This window comes from Arthrobacter sp. I3 (genome assembly GCF_000520575.1).
Lineage (GTDB): Bacteria > Actinomycetota > Actinomycetes > Actinomycetales > Micrococcaceae > Arthrobacter > Arthrobacter humicola_A.
The window spans coordinates 44,451-59,412 of sequence record NZ_KI914932.1; the positions used below are offsets into that span (position 1 = coordinate 44,451).

18 protein-coding genes and 1 riboswitch are annotated in these 14,962 nt (G+C 68.8%); of the genes, 17 read left to right on the forward strand and 1 reads right to left on the reverse strand.

The window, feature by feature from the left end; translation table 11 throughout:
• The 11 genes from Y706_RS28250 to hisF form a co-directional block, all read left to right on the forward strand.
• The coding region (locus Y706_RS28250) for an RsmB/NOP family class I SAM-dependent RNA methyltransferase (protein ID WP_043436170.1) at window positions 1-771 on the forward strand (771 nt) is incomplete at its 5' end.
• Window positions 772-837: 66 nt separating this feature from the next.
• Window positions 838-1,494, forward strand: coding sequence for a ribulose-phosphate 3-epimerase (rpe, locus tag Y706_RS0113800; RefSeq protein ID WP_028277032.1), 657 nt, complete (start codon window positions 838-840; stop codon window positions 1,492-1,494).
• A 106-nt stretch (window positions 1,495-1,600) separates the two neighbouring features.
• Window positions 1,601-1,752, forward strand: a riboswitch (FMN riboswitch).
• Between the two features lie 94 nt (window positions 1,753-1,846).
• Window positions 1,847-2,545: a nicotinamide riboside transporter PnuC gene (pnuC, locus tag Y706_RS0113805; RefSeq protein ID WP_028277033.1), complete on the forward strand. Its 699-nt coding sequence runs from the start codon at window positions 1,847-1,849 to the stop codon at window positions 2,543-2,545.
• 86 nt (window positions 2,546-2,631) lie between these two features.
• Window positions 2,632-3,702: a bifunctional diaminohydroxyphosphoribosylaminopyrimidine deaminase/5-amino-6-(5-phosphoribosylamino)uracil reductase RibD gene (gene ribD, locus Y706_RS0113810; RefSeq protein WP_043436177.1), complete on the forward strand. Its 1,071-nt coding sequence runs from the start codon at window positions 2,632-2,634 to the stop codon at window positions 3,700-3,702.
• Entirely contained in the window at window positions 3,702-4,388 is a 687-nt protein-coding gene (locus tag Y706_RS0113815; RefSeq protein ID WP_028277035.1) for a riboflavin synthase, read from the forward strand. Before ribD ends, Y706_RS0113815 begins: the two co-directional genes overlap by 1 nt.
• Window positions 4,385-5,098 (forward strand): 3,4-dihydroxy-2-butanone-4-phosphate synthase, encoded by a 714-nt coding sequence (gene ribB, locus Y706_RS0113820; RefSeq protein WP_028277036.1) that lies wholly within the window; start codon window positions 4,385-4,387, stop codon window positions 5,096-5,098. The genes Y706_RS0113815 and ribB overlap by 4 nt, the downstream gene beginning before the upstream one ends.
• Window positions 5,099-5,144: 46 nt before the next feature.
• Window positions 5,145-5,807, forward strand: a complete 663-nt coding sequence (gene ribA / locus Y706_RS0113825; RefSeq protein WP_156945151.1) for a GTP cyclohydrolase II — start codon at window positions 5,145-5,147, stop codon at window positions 5,805-5,807.
• A gap of 45 nt (window positions 5,808-5,852) precedes the next feature.
• Window positions 5,853-6,338, forward strand: a complete 486-nt coding sequence (gene ribH / locus Y706_RS0113830) for a 6,7-dimethyl-8-ribityllumazine synthase (RefSeq protein WP_028277038.1) — start codon at window positions 5,853-5,855, stop codon at window positions 6,336-6,338.
• 166 nt (window positions 6,339-6,504) lie between these two features.
• Window positions 6,505-6,768: a phosphoribosyl-ATP diphosphatase gene (locus tag Y706_RS0113835; RefSeq protein ID WP_018772463.1), complete on the forward strand. Its 264-nt coding sequence runs from the start codon at window positions 6,505-6,507 to the stop codon at window positions 6,766-6,768.
• A gap of 104 nt (window positions 6,769-6,872) precedes the next feature.
• The gene (gene hisG, locus Y706_RS0113840; protein WP_028277039.1) at window positions 6,873-7,715 is read left to right on the forward strand and encodes an ATP phosphoribosyltransferase; all 843 of its coding nucleotides are present in this window, start codon (window positions 6,873-6,875) and stop codon (window positions 7,713-7,715) included.
• A gap of 85 nt (window positions 7,716-7,800) precedes the next feature.
• Window positions 7,801-8,577: an imidazole glycerol phosphate synthase subunit HisF gene (gene hisF, locus Y706_RS0113845; RefSeq protein WP_028277040.1), complete on the forward strand. Its 777-nt coding sequence runs from the start codon at window positions 7,801-7,803 to the stop codon at window positions 8,575-8,577.
• Between the two features lie 146 nt (window positions 8,578-8,723).
• On the opposite strand, the gene Y706_RS0113850 is transcribed toward hisF, so the two are convergent.
• Complete coding sequence (locus Y706_RS0113850; RefSeq protein WP_028277041.1) at window positions 8,724-9,368, reverse strand: TIGR03085 family metal-binding protein; 645 nt, start codon at window positions 9,366-9,368, stop codon at window positions 8,724-8,726.
• 177 nt (window positions 9,369-9,545) lie between these two features.
• On the opposite strand from Y706_RS0113850, the gene hisI reads away from it, so the two are divergent.
• The 6 genes from hisI to trpB all read left to right on the forward strand — a co-directional run.
• Window positions 9,546-10,004, forward strand: a complete 459-nt coding sequence (hisI, locus tag Y706_RS0113855; protein WP_028277042.1) for a phosphoribosyl-AMP cyclohydrolase — start codon at window positions 9,546-9,548, stop codon at window positions 10,002-10,004.
• A 122-nt stretch (window positions 10,005-10,126) separates the two neighbouring features.
• Window positions 10,127-11,704, forward strand: a complete 1,578-nt coding sequence (locus Y706_RS0113860) for an anthranilate synthase component I (RefSeq protein ID WP_028277043.1) — start codon at window positions 10,127-10,129, stop codon at window positions 11,702-11,704.
• Window positions 11,704-12,372 (forward strand): Trp biosynthesis-associated membrane protein, encoded by a 669-nt coding sequence (locus Y706_RS0113865; protein WP_043436171.1) that lies wholly within the window; start codon window positions 11,704-11,706, stop codon window positions 12,370-12,372. The genes Y706_RS0113860 and Y706_RS0113865 overlap by 1 nt, the downstream gene beginning before the upstream one ends.
• Window positions 12,373-12,528: 156 nt before the next feature.
• Complete coding sequence (locus tag Y706_RS0113870) at window positions 12,529-12,816, forward strand: HGxxPAAW family protein (RefSeq protein ID WP_018772470.1); 288 nt, start codon at window positions 12,529-12,531, stop codon at window positions 12,814-12,816.
• Between the two features lie 2 nt (window positions 12,817-12,818).
• Complete coding sequence (gene trpC, locus Y706_RS0113875; RefSeq protein ID WP_028277045.1) at window positions 12,819-13,637, forward strand: indole-3-glycerol phosphate synthase TrpC; 819 nt, start codon at window positions 12,819-12,821, stop codon at window positions 13,635-13,637.
• A gap of 127 nt (window positions 13,638-13,764) precedes the next feature.
• Window positions 13,765-14,962 (forward strand): tryptophan synthase subunit beta (gene trpB / locus Y706_RS25515; protein ID WP_043436172.1); only part of this gene is annotated, 1,198 nt, incomplete at its 3' end.

Sequence of the window (14,962 nt, forward strand, 5' to 3'; positions counted from 1 at the left end):
TCGGTCCGTGACGGAAGCACCCGAGTCCAGGACGTCGGTTCGCAGCTCGTGGCCCGCGCCATGGCCGCCGTCGATCTCGGCACAACCCCCGGCGCCGGACCCGACAACAACATCAGCGCAGACCCCGGCACAAATTCTGGCGGCGAGGCGGGGACGGACAGCGGGGGCGCGGGGGAGCGCTGGCTGGATCTCTGTGCCGGTCCCGGCGGCAAAGCCGCCCTGCTCGGAGCCCTCGCCCGGCAGCGGGGCGCCCACCTGCTGGCCAACGAATCCGCCCCGCACCGCGCCAAACTCGTGCGGCAGGCCCTGTCCGCGGTCCCGCGGGAGGCCTGGGAGGTAAGGACCGGGGACGGCCGCGACATTGGCGCCGAGCAGCCGGAGTCGTTCGACCGCGTCCTGGTGGATGTCCCGTGCACCGGCCTGGGCGCCCTGCGCCGGCGTCCGGAGTCGCGCTGGCGGCGCACGCCCAAGGACCTCGTGGACCTTGGCCCGCTGCAGCGCCAGCTGCTCAACTCCGCGATCGACGCCGTCAAGCCCGGCGGCGTGGTGGCGTACGTGACATGTTCGCCGCACCCGGCAGAGACCACCGCCGTCGTCAGTGATGCCCTGCGCAAGCGCGAGGACCTCGAACTCCTCGACGCCGGCGCCGTGCTGGACGGCGTCAGCCTCACCGGCCACCTCGAGGCCGGGCACGAGCTCACCGCCCAGCTCTGGCCGCACGTGCACCAGACGGACGCCATGTTCCTGGCGCTGATTCGCAAGTTGGCCTGAGTTTCGCTGATACTGGGGCCCTGCCACCAAGAACGAACCAGCAAAGTACGAACGTGAAGGAAATCCATGGCCCAGTGCTGCATCAACCCGAGCATCCTTTCGGCTGACTTCGTCAACCTTGAGGCCGAACTGCGCCGCATCAGCAATGCCGATGCGGTGCATGTGGACGTCATGGACAATCATTTCGTGCCCAACCTGACCATCGGGCTGCCTGTGGTGCAGCGCATCCAGGCCGTCAGCCCGGTGCCGCTGGACGCCCACCTGATGATCGCCGACGCGGACCGCTGGGCGCCGGGCTTCGCCGACGCGGGGATTGCTTCGGTGACGTTCCACGCCGAAGCCTCGATCGCGCCGATCAAACTCGCGCGGGAACTGCGCGCCCGCGGGGCCAAAGCCGGCATGGCGCTGCGTCCGGGCACCCCCGTGGAGCCCTATCTGGACATGCTCCCGGAACTGGACCTGCTGTTGATCATGACGGTGGAGCCAGGCTTCGGCGGGCAGTCTTTCCTGGACCTGACGCTGCCCAAGATCCGGCGGGCCCGCGCTGCCATTGACGGCTCCGGCGTCGCGGTGGCACTGCAGGTGGATGGCGGCATCACCGAGGAGACGATCGTGCGCGCGGCAGAGGCGGGGGCGAACGTCTTTGTTGCGGGGTCAGCCGTCTACGGCGCCGCGGATCCGGCGGCGGCTGTCGAAAGGCTCCGGGCGGCGGGGTCCCGCTGACGCGCGGTCCCGGCAGGGAACTGCTGCGAAGATGACGCCGGGCGTAACATCGGCATCCGGGGAATAGCCCGGGCAGGGCCGCAGTTGTGTCAGAATAACAACACACATACGTGCTCCGGGGTCGGTGTAAGTCCGAACCGGCGGTGACAGTCCGCGACCCGCGCGCCAGCGCCCTCCCTCGGGAAGGAAGCCGGCAAACGGTTGAACCGGTGAAATTCCGGTACCGACAGTTAAAGTCTGGATGAGAGAAGCACGTACAGCTGTTACTGCGGCGCCCCAACGGCGCCGCATAATTGCGCTGTCGTATACCCCCGGAGCCATCGCGGTTCTTGAGGGAAGGAACGACACACACATGGACCCCTTGCGATGGCTCTTCGAAGCGCAGATCCCCGTAGGCGGATCTGTCCTGATTCTTCGTGAAGTGCTAGGCAACATCTTTGGCCTCGCCAGCGCCGTCGGCGGCATGCGCCGCCGGGTCTGGGCATGGCCCGTCGGCATCGCCGGCAACTTGCTGCTCCTGACGGTCTTCCTGGGCAACGTCTTCGGTTCCGCCACGCCGGCCACGCTGTGGGGCCAGGCCGGACGCCAGGTCATGTTCATCGGCGTCGCCCTCTACGGCTGGTACCGCTGGCAGCAGGGCAGGAAGTCCGGCAGCGGCGGCACTGCCGTCGCGCCGCGCTGGGCCGGCAACCAGACCCGGGTGATTCTTGCCCTCAGCCTCGTGGCCGGCACCATGGCGCTTACCCCGGTCTTCGACTCCCTCGGCTCCTACCCGCCGGTCTGGGCCGACGCGTGGACGTTCATGGGCTCGCTGCTCGCGACATACGGCATGGCGCGGGGCTGGACGGAGTTCTGGCTCATCTGGGTGGCGGTGGACATCGTCGGTGTGCCACTGCTGTTCAGCGCCGGCTACTACGCCAGCGCCGTCATGTACCTCTTCTACGGCTTCTTCACCCTGGCCGGGTTCTTTGTCTGGTGGCGTGCCTCCAGGCTGGCGAACCGGCCGGTCACGGTCGAAACCGTCTTCCCCGACCCCGTGGTGGCCAAGTGAGTGCCCTCAACACCGCCGGCGTGAGCGCCGGATTCAGCGCCGCCCCGTCCGGCACTGCCGCGTTTAACGCTGCCGAGAATGCTGCGATGCAGGCTGCCCTGGCCGCCGCGGCGCAGGGCCCGCGGGGCGCCAACCCGCTCGTCGGCGCCGTCGTCGTCGGGACCGACGGGACGCACCTCGCCACCGGTTACCACCGCGGAGCCGGGACTGCCCACGCCGAAGCCGACGCCATCGGCCAGGCGAAAGCGGCGGGCCGGGACCTCCGCGGCGCGGCGATCGTGGTGACGCTGGAGCCCTGCAACCACTGTGGGCGCACCGGCCCCTGCGCGCAGGCGATCATCGACGCCGGCATCACCGACGTCATCTACGCCGTCGACGATCCCCACGACCCGGCCGCCGGCGGCGCAGTGACGCTCCGGGCCGCGGGCGTCCGCGTCCGCTCCGGGCTGGCGGCCGAGTCGGCGCTGGACCTGAACCGGCGCTGGTTCGACGCCGTCGCCGCCAAACGGCCGTTCGTCACCCTGCATATCGCCCAGACCCTCGACAGCCGCATCGCCGCCAGCGACGGCACCAGCCAATGGATATCCAGCCCGGAATCGCTCGCCGACAACCACGCTCTGCGCGGCAGGATAGACGCCATCCTGGTGGGCACCCAGACGGTCCTGATCGACAACCCCCGGCTCACCGCCCGGAACGGCGACGGCGAAGCAGAAGGCAAACAGCCGCTGCGCGCCGTGATGGGGTACCGGGGCATTCCCGACGACGCCGCCATCCACGGAGCCGACGGCAACGTCCTGCACCTGGCCACCCGCGACCCGCGCGAGGCCCTGGACCAGCTGTTCGCACACGGCGTCCGGCACCTCATGGTGGAGGGCGGCTCCCGGATCCTGAGCGCTTTCCTGGCCGCCGGCCTGGTCGACGAACTCATCGTCTACCTGGCGCCCACACTGCTCGGCTCCGGCACCGCCGCCCTGGACGACCTCGGCATCACCACCCTGGCCGATGCCCAGCGCTGGGAATGGGACCCGGCATCCGGCGGCGCCGTCCAGGTCCTCGGCCGCGACCTCCGGCTCCATCTTCGCCCGGCCGCCACCCCTACTTCATCCGATACCACCCCGCACCGCACCGGCGCGGACACCGCCGCAGGAGGCAATTGATGTTTACCGGAATTATCGCCGAGCAGGGAAAGGTGCTCTCCGTTGAGCGCAACGGGGACAGCAGCGCCACCGTACGGCTCCACGCACCCGGCACCACGGACGGTCTCGCCCTGGGCGGTTCCATAGCGGTCAACGGCGTCTGCCTCACCGCCACGCAGATCGACGGCAGGGACTTCAGCGTTGACGTTATGGGCGAGACCTTGGTCCGCAGCACGATCGGAGAACTCACTGCGGGCGATCCCGTCAACCTGGAACGCTGCGTCCCCGCCGGGGGACGGTTGGACGGCCACGTGGTCCAGGGCCACGTCGACGGCGTCGGGCAACTCGTGGAGCGCGAGGGGCTTGGCAACTGGGACCGGCTGCGGTTCGCGGTGCCGGCCGGGCTGGCCCGGTACATCGCCGAAAAGGGATCCATCGCCGTCGACGGCGTCTCCCTCACCGTCACGGCAGTCAGCCCGGCCAACGATCCGGCGCCCTGGTTTGAAGTAGGGCTCATCCCGACCACCCTGGCCGAGACCGGCCTGGGCCAGAAGACACCCGGCGGCCATGTAAACCTTGAAGTCGATGTCCTGGCGAAGTACACCGAACGCCTGCTGTCCTTTGCCGGCGGTTCGTCGCCCGCCGCGCACAGGGCAGCCGAAGGTTCCGACGGAGAAGCCGCCCTCACGGACGGGGCCGCGAAATGAGCCGGGTCACGGACCAGCCCGACCATGATGTGGCCGGGGTGCTTCGCGCCGCCGCTGCCGGCACCGGGCGTGCAGGCCTCGATCCGATCGAGGACGCCATCAGCGCCATGGCAGCCGGGCGGCCCGTCCTGGTGGTGGACAACGAGGACCGCGAGAACGAAGGCGACATCATTTTCGCCGCCGAGCACGCCACCCCCGCGCTGATGGGCTGGACAGTCCGCTACAGCTCCGGCGTGATCTGCGTACCGCTCGACGCCTACCGGGCCGACGCCCTGGCGCTGCCGCCAATGGTGGCAATCAACGAAGACGCGAAGGGCACCGCCTACACCGTGTCCTGCGACGCCGCCGTGGGTGTCAGCACCGGAATTTCCGCCACGGACCGCGCCCTGACGGCCCGGATCCTGGCCGACCCGCAAAGCCGGCCAAATTCCTTGACCCGCCCCGGGCATGTTTTCCCCCTCCGCGCCGTTAAGGGGGGAGTGCGGGAACGTCCCGGCCACACCGAAGCGGCCGTGGACCTGTGCCGGCTCGCGGGCTTGGAGCCCGTGGGCGTGATAGCAGAGCTTGTGTACGACAACGGAGAAATGATGCGGCTGGACGGATTGCGCGGTTTCGCCATCGAGCATGGCTGCCCCCTGATTTCGATTGCGGATCTGGTGGCGTATCTTGAAGCGGAACAGCACGGCAGCCACGCAGCGGCCCCAGTCTGATGGAGGAGAAATAGTGACGACTTCGGAGACCCGAGAAGAGACGGCCATGGACCGTCAACCGCATCCGGTCAGCGCAGGACCCATCGTCCAGCTGCCCACCGCCTTCGGCGACTTCGTGGCACAGGCCTGGACCGACCTCGACACCGGCGCGGAGCACCTGGCCGTCAGTTCACCGATGGCGCCGGTTGACGGCCAGCCACCGCTGGTCCGCCTCCATTCGGAGTGCCTCACCGGCGATGTGTTTGGCTCCTACCGCTGCGACTGCGGTGAGCAGCTGGCCTATGCCCTCGAGCTGATCAACGAACTCGGCGGCACCCTGCTGTACCTGCGCGGCCAGGAGGGCCGGGGGATCGGCCTGGCGAACAAGATGAAGGCCTACGCCCTGCAGGAGGCCGGTTTTGACACCGTGGAGGCCAACGAACAGCTCGGGCTGCCGGTCGACGCGCGCTGCTACAAGGCCGCGGCCCAGATCCTCGCGGAGATGGGTCTTCACGAGATCCGGCTGCTGAGCAACAACCCGGACAAGCAGGACCGGCTCGCGCAGGCAGGCGTCAAGGTGGTGGAGATGGTCCCCACGGAGGTCCCCTCCCGGGAGCAGAACATCCGCTACCTGCAGACGAAGAAGGACCGGATGGACCACCGCCTGGTCCTGGACGTTGAACCGGCTCCGGCCGCCGGCCTGTCCGGATTCGAGCACGACCAGGACTGACCGGGCAGCAACACGACCATCAGACTCAACAGCAAGGAATACCCTATGAGCGGCCACGGCGCCCCCCAGATCGACCTCAGCACCTTCAAGCCCGAAGAAACCTCACGGCTCAAGCTCGCCATTGTGGCCGCGAGCTGGCACACCCAGATCATGGACGGACTGCTCGACGGCGCCCTGCGCGCCGCGAAGGACGCCGGGATCAGTGAGCCGACGGTCCTGCGCGTGCCCGGGACGTTTGAGCTTCCGGTCGCGGCGGCCCGGCTGGCACCGCACTTCGACGCCGTCGTGGCGCTCGGCGTCGTCATCCGGGGCGGCACCCCGCACTTCGAATATGTCTGCGAGGCGGCCACCCTGGGCCTGACCGAGGTCAGCGTCCGCACCGGGGTTCCCGTGGGCTTTGGCGTGCTGACGTGCGATACCGAGCAGCAGGGGCTCGACCGGGCAGGCCTGCCCGGATCCACCGAGGACAAGGGTCACGAGGCGGTTACCGCCGCCCTGGCCACGGCAGTGACGCTCAAGCAGTTCGGCTGAGCCGCCAAGCTGCAGCTTTTGCCGGTGCGGGCGCCTCCCTGGCCGCCCGCGCCGGCTGAGTGTGCCGGCCGCGCCGGCCGTGCTGGATATGTAGTGCCTCACATCTCCGCCGTCATGCAACGCCCCGGCGGGCGTTCCCGCTCCGGGAGCAAGTAGGCTTGGGGGCGTGAAGAATTTCGAGTCGCTGTTCGCAGAACTGAGTGAAAAGGCAGCCGTCCGCCCGGAGGGCTCCCGCACCGTCGCCGAACTGGATTCCGGAGTCCATGGCATCGGCAAGAAGGTCGTGGAGGAAGCAGCCGAGGTTTGGATGGCTGCGGAGTATGAATCCGATGAGGCCGCCGCCGAGGAGATTTCCCAGCTGCTCTACCACCTGCAGGTTCTGATGCTCGCCAAAGGACTCACCCTGGAAGACGTCTACAAGCATCTGTAGCCGCGCCCGCACCGGACACCGCCATGACTTCGCTGGCGGATCCCGTGCACCGCGTGGCCGATGTGCCCCAACAGAGACTTCCGCACCCAAGAGAGACTTTTCCCATGCTTAGAGTTGCCGTCCCGAACAAGGGATCCCTGTCCGAAGCTGCCGCGGCCATGCTGGCCGAAGCAGGCTACCGCCAGCGCCGCGATACCCGCGAGCTTGTCATGGTGGACCCGGACAACGACATTGAGTTCTTCTTCCTGCGCCCGCGCGACATTGCTGTGTACGTGGGCCAGGGAACGCTCGACGTCGGCATCACCGGCCGCGACCTGCTGCTCGACGCGGAGGTCGAGGCTGAGGAGCTGCTGCCGTTGGGCTTCGCCGCTTCCACCTTCCGCTTCGCCGGCCCGGTCGGCGACTTCACCACGGTCGCCGAGCTCGAGGGCAAGCGCCTGGCCACGAGCTACGACGGACTGCTGCGCGGCTACCTGGCCGCACGCGGCATCAACGCCAAGGTGGTCCGCCTTGACGGCGCCGTGGAATCCTCCGTCCGACTCGGCGTCGCCGACGCGATTGCCGACGTCGTCGAGACCGGCACCACGCTCAAGGCTGCCGGCATGGAGATCTTCGGCGAGCCGATCCTGAATTCGGAGTCCGTGCTGATTGGCCGCAAGGGCGAGCAGAACCCTGCCACGGAGGTCCTGATCCGCCGGCTCCAGGGCGTCCTCGTGGCCCGGCAGTACGTGCTGATGGACTACGACATCCGCAAGGAACTCGTCGAGCAGGCCGCCGGGCTCACCCCCGGCCTGGAGTCGCCCACCGTGTCGCCGCTGCGCGATTCGGACTGGGTGGCCGTCCGCTCGATGGTGCCCAAGCGGGAAACCAACCGGATCATGGACGAGCTCTACGACCTCGGCGCCCGCGCCATCCTGGTCAGCAGCATCCACGCCTGCCGCATCTAGGCTCCCCGCCTCGCCGGGTCCCGCCAGGAAAACCTTCAGCAATCACCCTGCAGCAATTACCCGCCTGCAAGTACCAGGAGAAGTCATGACTGTTGCCGTGCGCGTCATCCCGTGCCTCGACGTCGACGCCGGCCGTGTGGTCAAGGGCATCAACTTTGAGGGCCTCCGCGACGCCGGGGACCCGGTGGAACTGGCGCACCGCTACGACAACAGCGGCGCCGACGAGCTGACCTTCCTTGACGTCACAGCGTCCTCCGGCAACCGGGAGACCACGTTCGACGTCGTCCGCCGCACCGCCGAGGAAGTCTTCATCCCGCTGACGGTCGGCGGCGGGGTCCGTGGCGTGGCCGAGGTGGACAAACTCCTGCGCTGCGGCGCGGACAAGGCCGCCATCAACACCGCAGCCGTGGCCCGGCCGGACGTGATCGACAAGATCACCCGGCACTTCGGCTCCCAGGTCCTGGTGCTCTCCCTCGACGCGCGCCGGACCCGTCCGGGCTCGCAGCCCACCCCGTCCGGCTTCGAGGTCACCACGCACGGCGGACGGCAGGGGACCGGCATCGACGCGATCGCCTGGGCGCGGGAAGCGGCCGACCGCGGGGTGGGTGAAATCCTGCTGAACTCGATCGACGCCGACGGCACCAAGGACGGCTTCGATCTGGAACTGATCCGCCTGGCGCGGGCGGGGGTCAAGGTCCCGCTCATCGCCTCCGGCGGCGCCGGCAAGCCGGAGCACTTCCCGCCGGCCGTGGCAGCGGGCGCCGACGCCGTCCTGGCGGCCTCGGTCTTCCACTTCGGCCCGCTGGACATGATCGCGCAGGTCAAGGCCGCGATCCGCGACGCAGGCTTCGAAGTCCGCTAGTCCCCACCCGCCGGGTTCCCTGGCCGAGCTTGCGAGGCTAGTGCGCGGATGGGCATTTGAGGTCCGCTAAGAATCGTTGGTTGTGCCTGGGCCCACGCCCGCCGGGTTCCCTGGCCGAGCTTGCGAGGTTAGGGCGCGGGTGGGGATTAGAGGCCGACTTCGGCGGACTGCAGGAGCGCGACGGCGTCCGGCTGGCCTTCAAAGGTCACGAGGGCGTGGCGGGTGCGGCCGTGGGCGTGCATGAGCAGCTCGCCCGGTTCGCCGACGATGGCCACGGATACGGGGGCGCGTTTGGCGACATGCCGCGGACCCGAGGGGCTCACCAGCACGATGCCCAGATCCACGCCGCGGTACAGGATCGCGGCCCGCTTGACGAGCTCATCCCACAGCGCGTCCGAGTAGGCCTGGTCCAGGGCGCGCGGGGCCCAGCGGTCCACGGCGCGGCGGACGTCCTCGGTGTGCACAAAGTACTCGATCAGGTTGGAGCTTTCGTCCAGCGCCTTGATCCGCAGCGGGGACAGCGCCGGGGGACCGGCCCGGAAGTCGTTGACCAGCTTGGCGTAGTCCTCGGTGGTCTTCAGGGTGCCCGCCAGCTCGGCCGTCGCCTGGTCCGAGGCCTTGGACAGGCGCTTGATCAGCAGGCCCAGTCCGACGGCGATTTTCCGCTCGCGCAGGTACAGGTGCGCGGCAAGATCGCGGGTGAGCCAACCTGTGCAGAGCGTGGCGGCATCAGGGCCGGCCGCCAGCAGGGTTTCGGCCAGGACTTCTCGGGACGGTTCGACGAAATGCATCACTTGTGAAACTAGCACGAGACGGCCGTGCGTGGGCACAGGAATCGCCGCCGCAACCGCGCCCGGCCGCATGATGCAGGGCCGGACCGCGGTGCCGGGCCGATTGGCGCGCCAGTGTTAAGCGGTGGGACCTGTCCGCAGGCCGGCGACCGGCCCGGAGGCACTAGACTTGATCTGATGTCTGAGCAGCCCGCCTCCGCCCCCAGCCCCACCAACGGCAGCGCCATTAACGGCAGCGCCATTAACGGCAGCGCCGTCGATCGCAGTTCCGTCAGCGGCAGCCCCCTTCCGGCCGGACTGGCGGACGCGCTCAAGCGCGACAGCGCCGGGCTGGTGGCCGCCATCGTCCAGCAATTCGACACCCACGAGGTGCTGATGCTGGGCTGGATGGACGACGAAGCGCTGCACCGCACCCTGACCAGCGGGCGCGTGACGTTCTTTTCGCGCTCCCGCCAGGAGTACTGGCGCAAGGGAGACACCTCCGGGCACGTGCAGTGGGTCAAGTCGCTCGCCATGGACTGCGACGGCGATGCGCTGCTGGTGCGGGTCGACCAGGTCGGCGCGGCCTGCCACACCGGAACCCGGACGTGCTTCGACGGCCGCGAGCTCGACGCCGTCGTCGGCCACGGAGGCTAGGCGCCCGGCACACCGGCAGAGCGCCCCGGCGCTTCCACAGCTTCACGAACCGGACCCCAGGCAGGATCCCATGACCGGATCCGGTCGCAGGTCCACCTAAAGAACAGGCGGAAAGCACAGCCATGCAGGACCTTGGAATCATCAGCCCCGGCCTCGAAGAGTTCCGCGAACTCGCAGGCCACAGCCGAGTCATCCCCGTCCGGCTCAAGGTACTGGCTGACGCCGAAACCCCGATCGGCCTCTACCGCAAGCTCGCCCATGGCCAGCCCGGAACGTTCCTGATGGAATCGGCGGCGGTCGGCGGCGCCTGGTCGCGCTATTCCTTCATCGGCTCCCGCTCCCGGGCCACCCTGACCACCAAGGACGGCAGCGCGCACTGGCTGGGCGAGCCCCCGGTCGGTGTGCCCCTGGACGGCAACCCCGTGGACGCCATCCGCGACACCGTCGCCGCGCTGCGCACCGAGCGCTTCGACGGCCTCCCGCCGTTCACCTCGGGCCTGGTCGGGTTCCTGGGCTGGGAAACCGTCCGGCACTGGGAGAAACTGACCAGCCCGCCGGAGGACGACCTCCAACTGCCGGAAATGGCCCTCAACCTGGTAACCGACATGGCGGTCCACGACAACATGGACGGCACAGTCCTGCTGATCGCCAACGCCATCAACTTCGACAACAGCACCGAACGGGTCGACGACGCCTGGCATGACGCCGTCGCCCGCGTCAAAGCCCTGCTCGAAAAGATCAGCCGCCCCGTGGAGCAGCCGGTCTCCGTGCTGGAGACGGCCGCCCTGGATTTCGCGTCCAGTGTGCAGGAACGCTGGGACGAAACCGAGTACCTGGCCGCCCTGGACCGCGGCAAGGAGGCGATCGTGGACGGTGAGGTCTTCCAGGTGGTGATCTCCCGCCGCTTCGAAATGGAGTGCGGCGCCGACCCCCTCGACGTCTACCGGGTCCTGCGGAACACCAACCCCAGCCCCTACATGTACCTCTTCAGCTTCGAGGACGCCGCCGGCCGCGAATACACGATCGTCGGCTCCTCGCCGGAGGCCCTCGTCACCGTGACCGGGGACGAAGTCATCACCCACCCCATCGCCGGCTCACGTCCGCGCGGCAAGACGGTCGAGGCGGACAAGGCCCTGGCCGAGGAACTGCTGGCGGACGAGAAAGAACGCGCCGAGCACCTGATGCTGGTCGACCTTTCCCGCAACGATCTCTCGAAGGTCTGCGTGGCAGGATCCGTCGACGTCACGCAATTCATGGAAGTCGAGCGCTTCAGCCACATCATGCACCTGGTGTCCACCGTGGTCGGAGAGCTCGCCCCGGCCGCCAAGGCCTACGACGTGCTCAAGGCCACGTTCCCGGCCGGCACCCTCTCCGGCGCCCCGAAGCCGCGGGCCCTGCGCCTGCTGGACGAACTTGAACCGCACCGGCGCGGCATCTATGGCGGCGTGGTGGGGTACCTGGACTTCGCCGGGGACATGGACATGGCGATCGCCATCCGGTCGGCCCTGCTCCGGGAAGGACGCGCGTACGTCCAGGCCGGCGGCGGAATCGTCGCAGATTCGGTGAACCCGACCGAGGCACAGGAAACCGTGAACAAGGCCGCCGCCCCGCTGCGCGCCGTGCACACGGCCAGATCGCTGCACAACATCACCGTTGACGCAATCACTGACGCAGCGTCCGACGCAGGAGCCGAGTCCTGATGGGGGAGCCGGAAGCCACCGCCAAGAACACCGTGAAGAGCACCGGGCGGGCCGCCGTCCCGGGCTGGGCCCGCAAGTCCACCCTGGTCCTGGTGATCGCTGCCCTGGCCCTTGCCGTGTTCGGGACCACCACCCAGACCTGGCTCACAGTGCACCTCGATCCCACGCAGCTCGGCGCGGCCGTGGCCAGCCAGGACGGCCTGCAGGTCCAGGGCAGCAAGGCTGCCACCACCGTGACAGCCCTGGCGCTTGTGGCCCTCGCCGGCGGCCTCGCGGCCTCCATCGCCGGCCGCGTGGCCCGCTGGGTGATCACGGCGATCATCCTCCTCACGGCCGCGGGCATCGTCGCCGCGGCGGCCGTCGTGCTGGCGGACCCGCTGGCCGCGGCGCAGGGATCGATCGCGGCCGCCACCGGAATCAGCGGCAGCAGCGTGCAGGTGGACGTAACAGTGTTCCCCGTTCTCGCCGTCGTCGCCGGAGCCCTGCTGGGCCTCAGCGCCCTGGCGATCGTGCCGGCCGGCCGCTACTGGAAGACCCGCACCAAATATGACGCGGCCGCCGCCGGGCCCGCCGCCGGCGGAACTGCAGCTGGCGGTAATGCGCCGGCCGCCCCCGCGGACGAGATTGACAGCTGGGACCGGTTGTCCCGCGGTGACGACCCCACCTGAGCCGATGCCGCGGGCGCGACCGGCAACGCGGCCAGTAACCCGGCCAAAGCAACGCGGCCGGTAACCCGGCCAAAGCAACGCGGTCCAGTAACGCGGCCAAACAACACAGCCAAAAAATGGCAGAATGTAAGCAGTATTCATCCTGAGGAGATTTCAATGAGCAAAGCCACTGTTTCCGCATCCACGTCCGCTGCGCCGAAGGGCGTCTACGACGACGTCGATCACAGCGAAGCGCCGGGCCACGGCAACAGCCCGGCCGCGTGGACCTGCGTGATCGTGATGCTGATCGGCGCCCTCATTGCGTCCATCGCCTTCGTCATCGCCAACACCCCGATCTTCGTTGCAGGTGCCGCAGTTATGGTGATTGGCCTGCTCGCCGGCTGGGCCATGCGCAAGGCCGGCTACGGCGTCGGCGGCAGCAAGCTGAAGAACTCCGGCCACTGAGCGTGAGCGTTCTCGACGACATCAATGCCGGTGTCAGGGAGGATATGCAGGCGCGCCAGCGTCTGGTTACGCTCGCGGAGCTGAAGGAGCGTGCCGCCGCGGCGGCGCCCGCCCGTGACGCCTGGGCCGCCCTCGGCGGGACCTCAAGCACCCGGGACCAGCTCAAGGTGATTGCCGAGGTCAAGCGCCGCAGCCCATCCAAGGGCCAGCTCGCGGACATCGCCGATCCCGCGTCCCTCGCCGCACAGTACGCCGACGGCGGGGCCGCCGTGATCAGCGTCCTGACCGAGGAGCGCCGCTTCGGCGGCTCCCTGGCCGATCTCGACGCCGTCCGGGCCGCCGTGGACATTCCGCTGCTGCGCAAGGACTTCATGGTTGACGAGTACCAGATCTGGGAGGCCCGGGCGCACGGCGCCGACCTGATCCTGCTGATCGTGGCCTCGCTCTCGGACGCCCAGCTGCGTGAGTTCACGGCCCTCAGCCGCGAGCTCGGCATGAACGTGCTGGTCGAGACCCATACGGCGGAGGAAATCGAGCGCGCAGTAGCCGCGGAGGCCCGGATCATCGGCGTCAACGTACGCAACCTCAAGACGCTCGACGTCGACCGTTCCGTCTTCGCGGCGCTGACCGGCGGCATTCCCTCCGGTGCGCTCCTGGTCGCCGAATCCGGTGTGCGCGACGTCGAGGACGTCAAGCACTACGCGGCCCGCGGAGCCAACGCGGTCCTGGTCGGCGAGGCGCTGGTCAGTGACGCGACGCCCCGCGAGCGGATCGCCGAATTCATGGCTGCCGGCGCGACGGCAATCGCCGCGCGCGCCTGAGGCCGGCCGGTCCTGGCGCCTCCGTCCGGACCGTGAGCGGTGCCGGGCCCGCGATTTTGCCCGGACCAATGAGCGGATCTCATCAGCAGATCCCCAAAGCTAGCAGTGGAACAGGATGGTGAGACTGATGGTCGATGCACCAGCAGCCGGCTCTGACGAAAGTACCGTGGACGCGTTCCTGCAGGGCGGCCGCCCCGCGGAGCATCCCGCGCAGGGCGAACCGTCCCTGCGCCACGCCCCGGGGCCCTACTTCGGGAACTACGGCGGCCGGTGGATGCCAGAGTCGCTCATCGCGGCCCTGGACGAGCTCGAGGACACCTTCGAGAAGGCCAAGGCCGATCCGGAGTTCACGGCCCAGATCGCCGACCTGAACAAGAACTACTCGGGCCGGCCATCGCTGCTGACCGAGGCCAAGCGCTTCGCCGAGCACGCCGGCGGGGTGCGGATCTTCCTCAAGCGCGAAGACCTCAACCACACCGGCTCGCACAAGATCAACAACGTCCTGGGCCAGGCGCTGCTCGCCAAGCGAATGGGCAAAACCCGCGTCATCGCCGAAACCGGCGCCGGCCAGCACGGTGTTGCCAGCGCCACGGCCGCAGCCCTGCTGGGCCTGGAATGCGTGGTCTACATGGGCGCCGAGGACTGCCGCAGGCAGTCTCTCAACGTGGCCCGCATGGAACTTCTTGGGGCCACGGTCATCCCGGTCACCAACGGATCCCAGACGCTCAAGGACGCCATCAACGAGGCCCTGCGCGACTGGGTGGCCAACGTGGGCAATACGCACTACCTGCTGGGCACCGCCGCCGGAGCACACCCGTTCCCGGCGATGGTCCGCTACTTCCACGAAGTCATCGGTGAGGAAGCCCGCGCCCAGATCCTGGACCAGACCGGCCGGCTGCCCGATGCCGTCTGCGCCTGCATCGGCGGCGGCTCCAACGCAATCGGCATTTTCCACGGCTTCCTCGATGACCCTTCGGTCAAGATCTACGGCTTCGAAGCCGGCGGCGAGGGCGTCGAAACCGGACGCCACGCAGCCACTATCACCCTCGGTAAGCCCGGCGTGCTGCACGGCGCCCGCTCCTACCTCATGCAGGACGACGACGGCCAGACCATCGAGTCGCACTCGATCTCCGCGGGCCTGGACTACCCCGGAGTCGGCCCCGAGCACTCCTACCTGGCCGACATTGGCCGGGTCAGCTACGAGCCCATCACGGACAGCGAGGCCATGGAGGCCTTCCGCCTCCTGTGCCGCACCGAGGGCATCATCCCCGCCATCGAGTCCGCCCACGCCCTCGCCGGCGCCATCAAGGTGGGTCAGCGGCTCG

Coding starts and splice junctions, on each gene's coding strand:
- Y706_RS0113815 (WP_028277035.1), top strand. CDS start 3,702: ATGTTTACCGGAATTATCGCCGAGCAGGGAAAGGTGCTCTCCGTTGAG.
- ribB (WP_028277036.1), top strand. CDS start 4,385: ATGAGCCGGGTCACGGACCAGCCCGACCATGATGTGGCCGGGGTGCTT.
- hisI (WP_028277042.1), top strand. CDS start 9,546: ATGTCTGAGCAGCCCGCCTCCGCCCCCAGCCCCACCAACGGCAGCGCC.
- Y706_RS0113850 (WP_028277041.1), bottom strand. CDS start 9,368: ATGCATTTCGTCGAACCGTCCCGAGAAGTCCTGGCCGAAACCCTGCTG.
- ribA (WP_156945151.1), top strand. CDS start 5,145: ATGGACCGTCAACCGCATCCGGTCAGCGCAGGACCCATCGTCCAGCTG.
- hisG (WP_028277039.1), top strand. CDS start 6,873: ATGCTTAGAGTTGCCGTCCCGAACAAGGGATCCCTGTCCGAAGCTGCC.
- hisF (WP_028277040.1), top strand. CDS start 7,801: ATGACTGTTGCCGTGCGCGTCATCCCGTGCCTCGACGTCGACGCCGGC.
- Y706_RS0113870 (WP_018772470.1), top strand. CDS start 12,529: ATGAGCAAAGCCACTGTTTCCGCATCCACGTCCGCTGCGCCGAAGGGC.
- ribH (WP_028277038.1), top strand. CDS start 5,853: ATGAGCGGCCACGGCGCCCCCCAGATCGACCTCAGCACCTTCAAGCCC.
- ribD (WP_043436177.1), top strand. CDS start 2,632: ATGCAGGCTGCCCTGGCCGCCGCGGCGCAGGGCCCGCGGGGCGCCAAC.
- Y706_RS0113860 (WP_028277043.1), top strand. CDS start 10,127: ATGCAGGACCTTGGAATCATCAGCCCCGGCCTCGAAGAGTTCCGCGAA.
- rpe (WP_028277032.1), top strand. CDS start 838: ATGGCCCAGTGCTGCATCAACCCGAGCATCCTTTCGGCTGACTTCGTC.
- Y706_RS0113865 (WP_043436171.1), top strand. CDS start 11,704: ATGGGGGAGCCGGAAGCCACCGCCAAGAACACCGTGAAGAGCACCGGG.
- pnuC (WP_028277033.1), top strand. CDS start 1,847: ATGGACCCCTTGCGATGGCTCTTCGAAGCGCAGATCCCCGTAGGCGGA.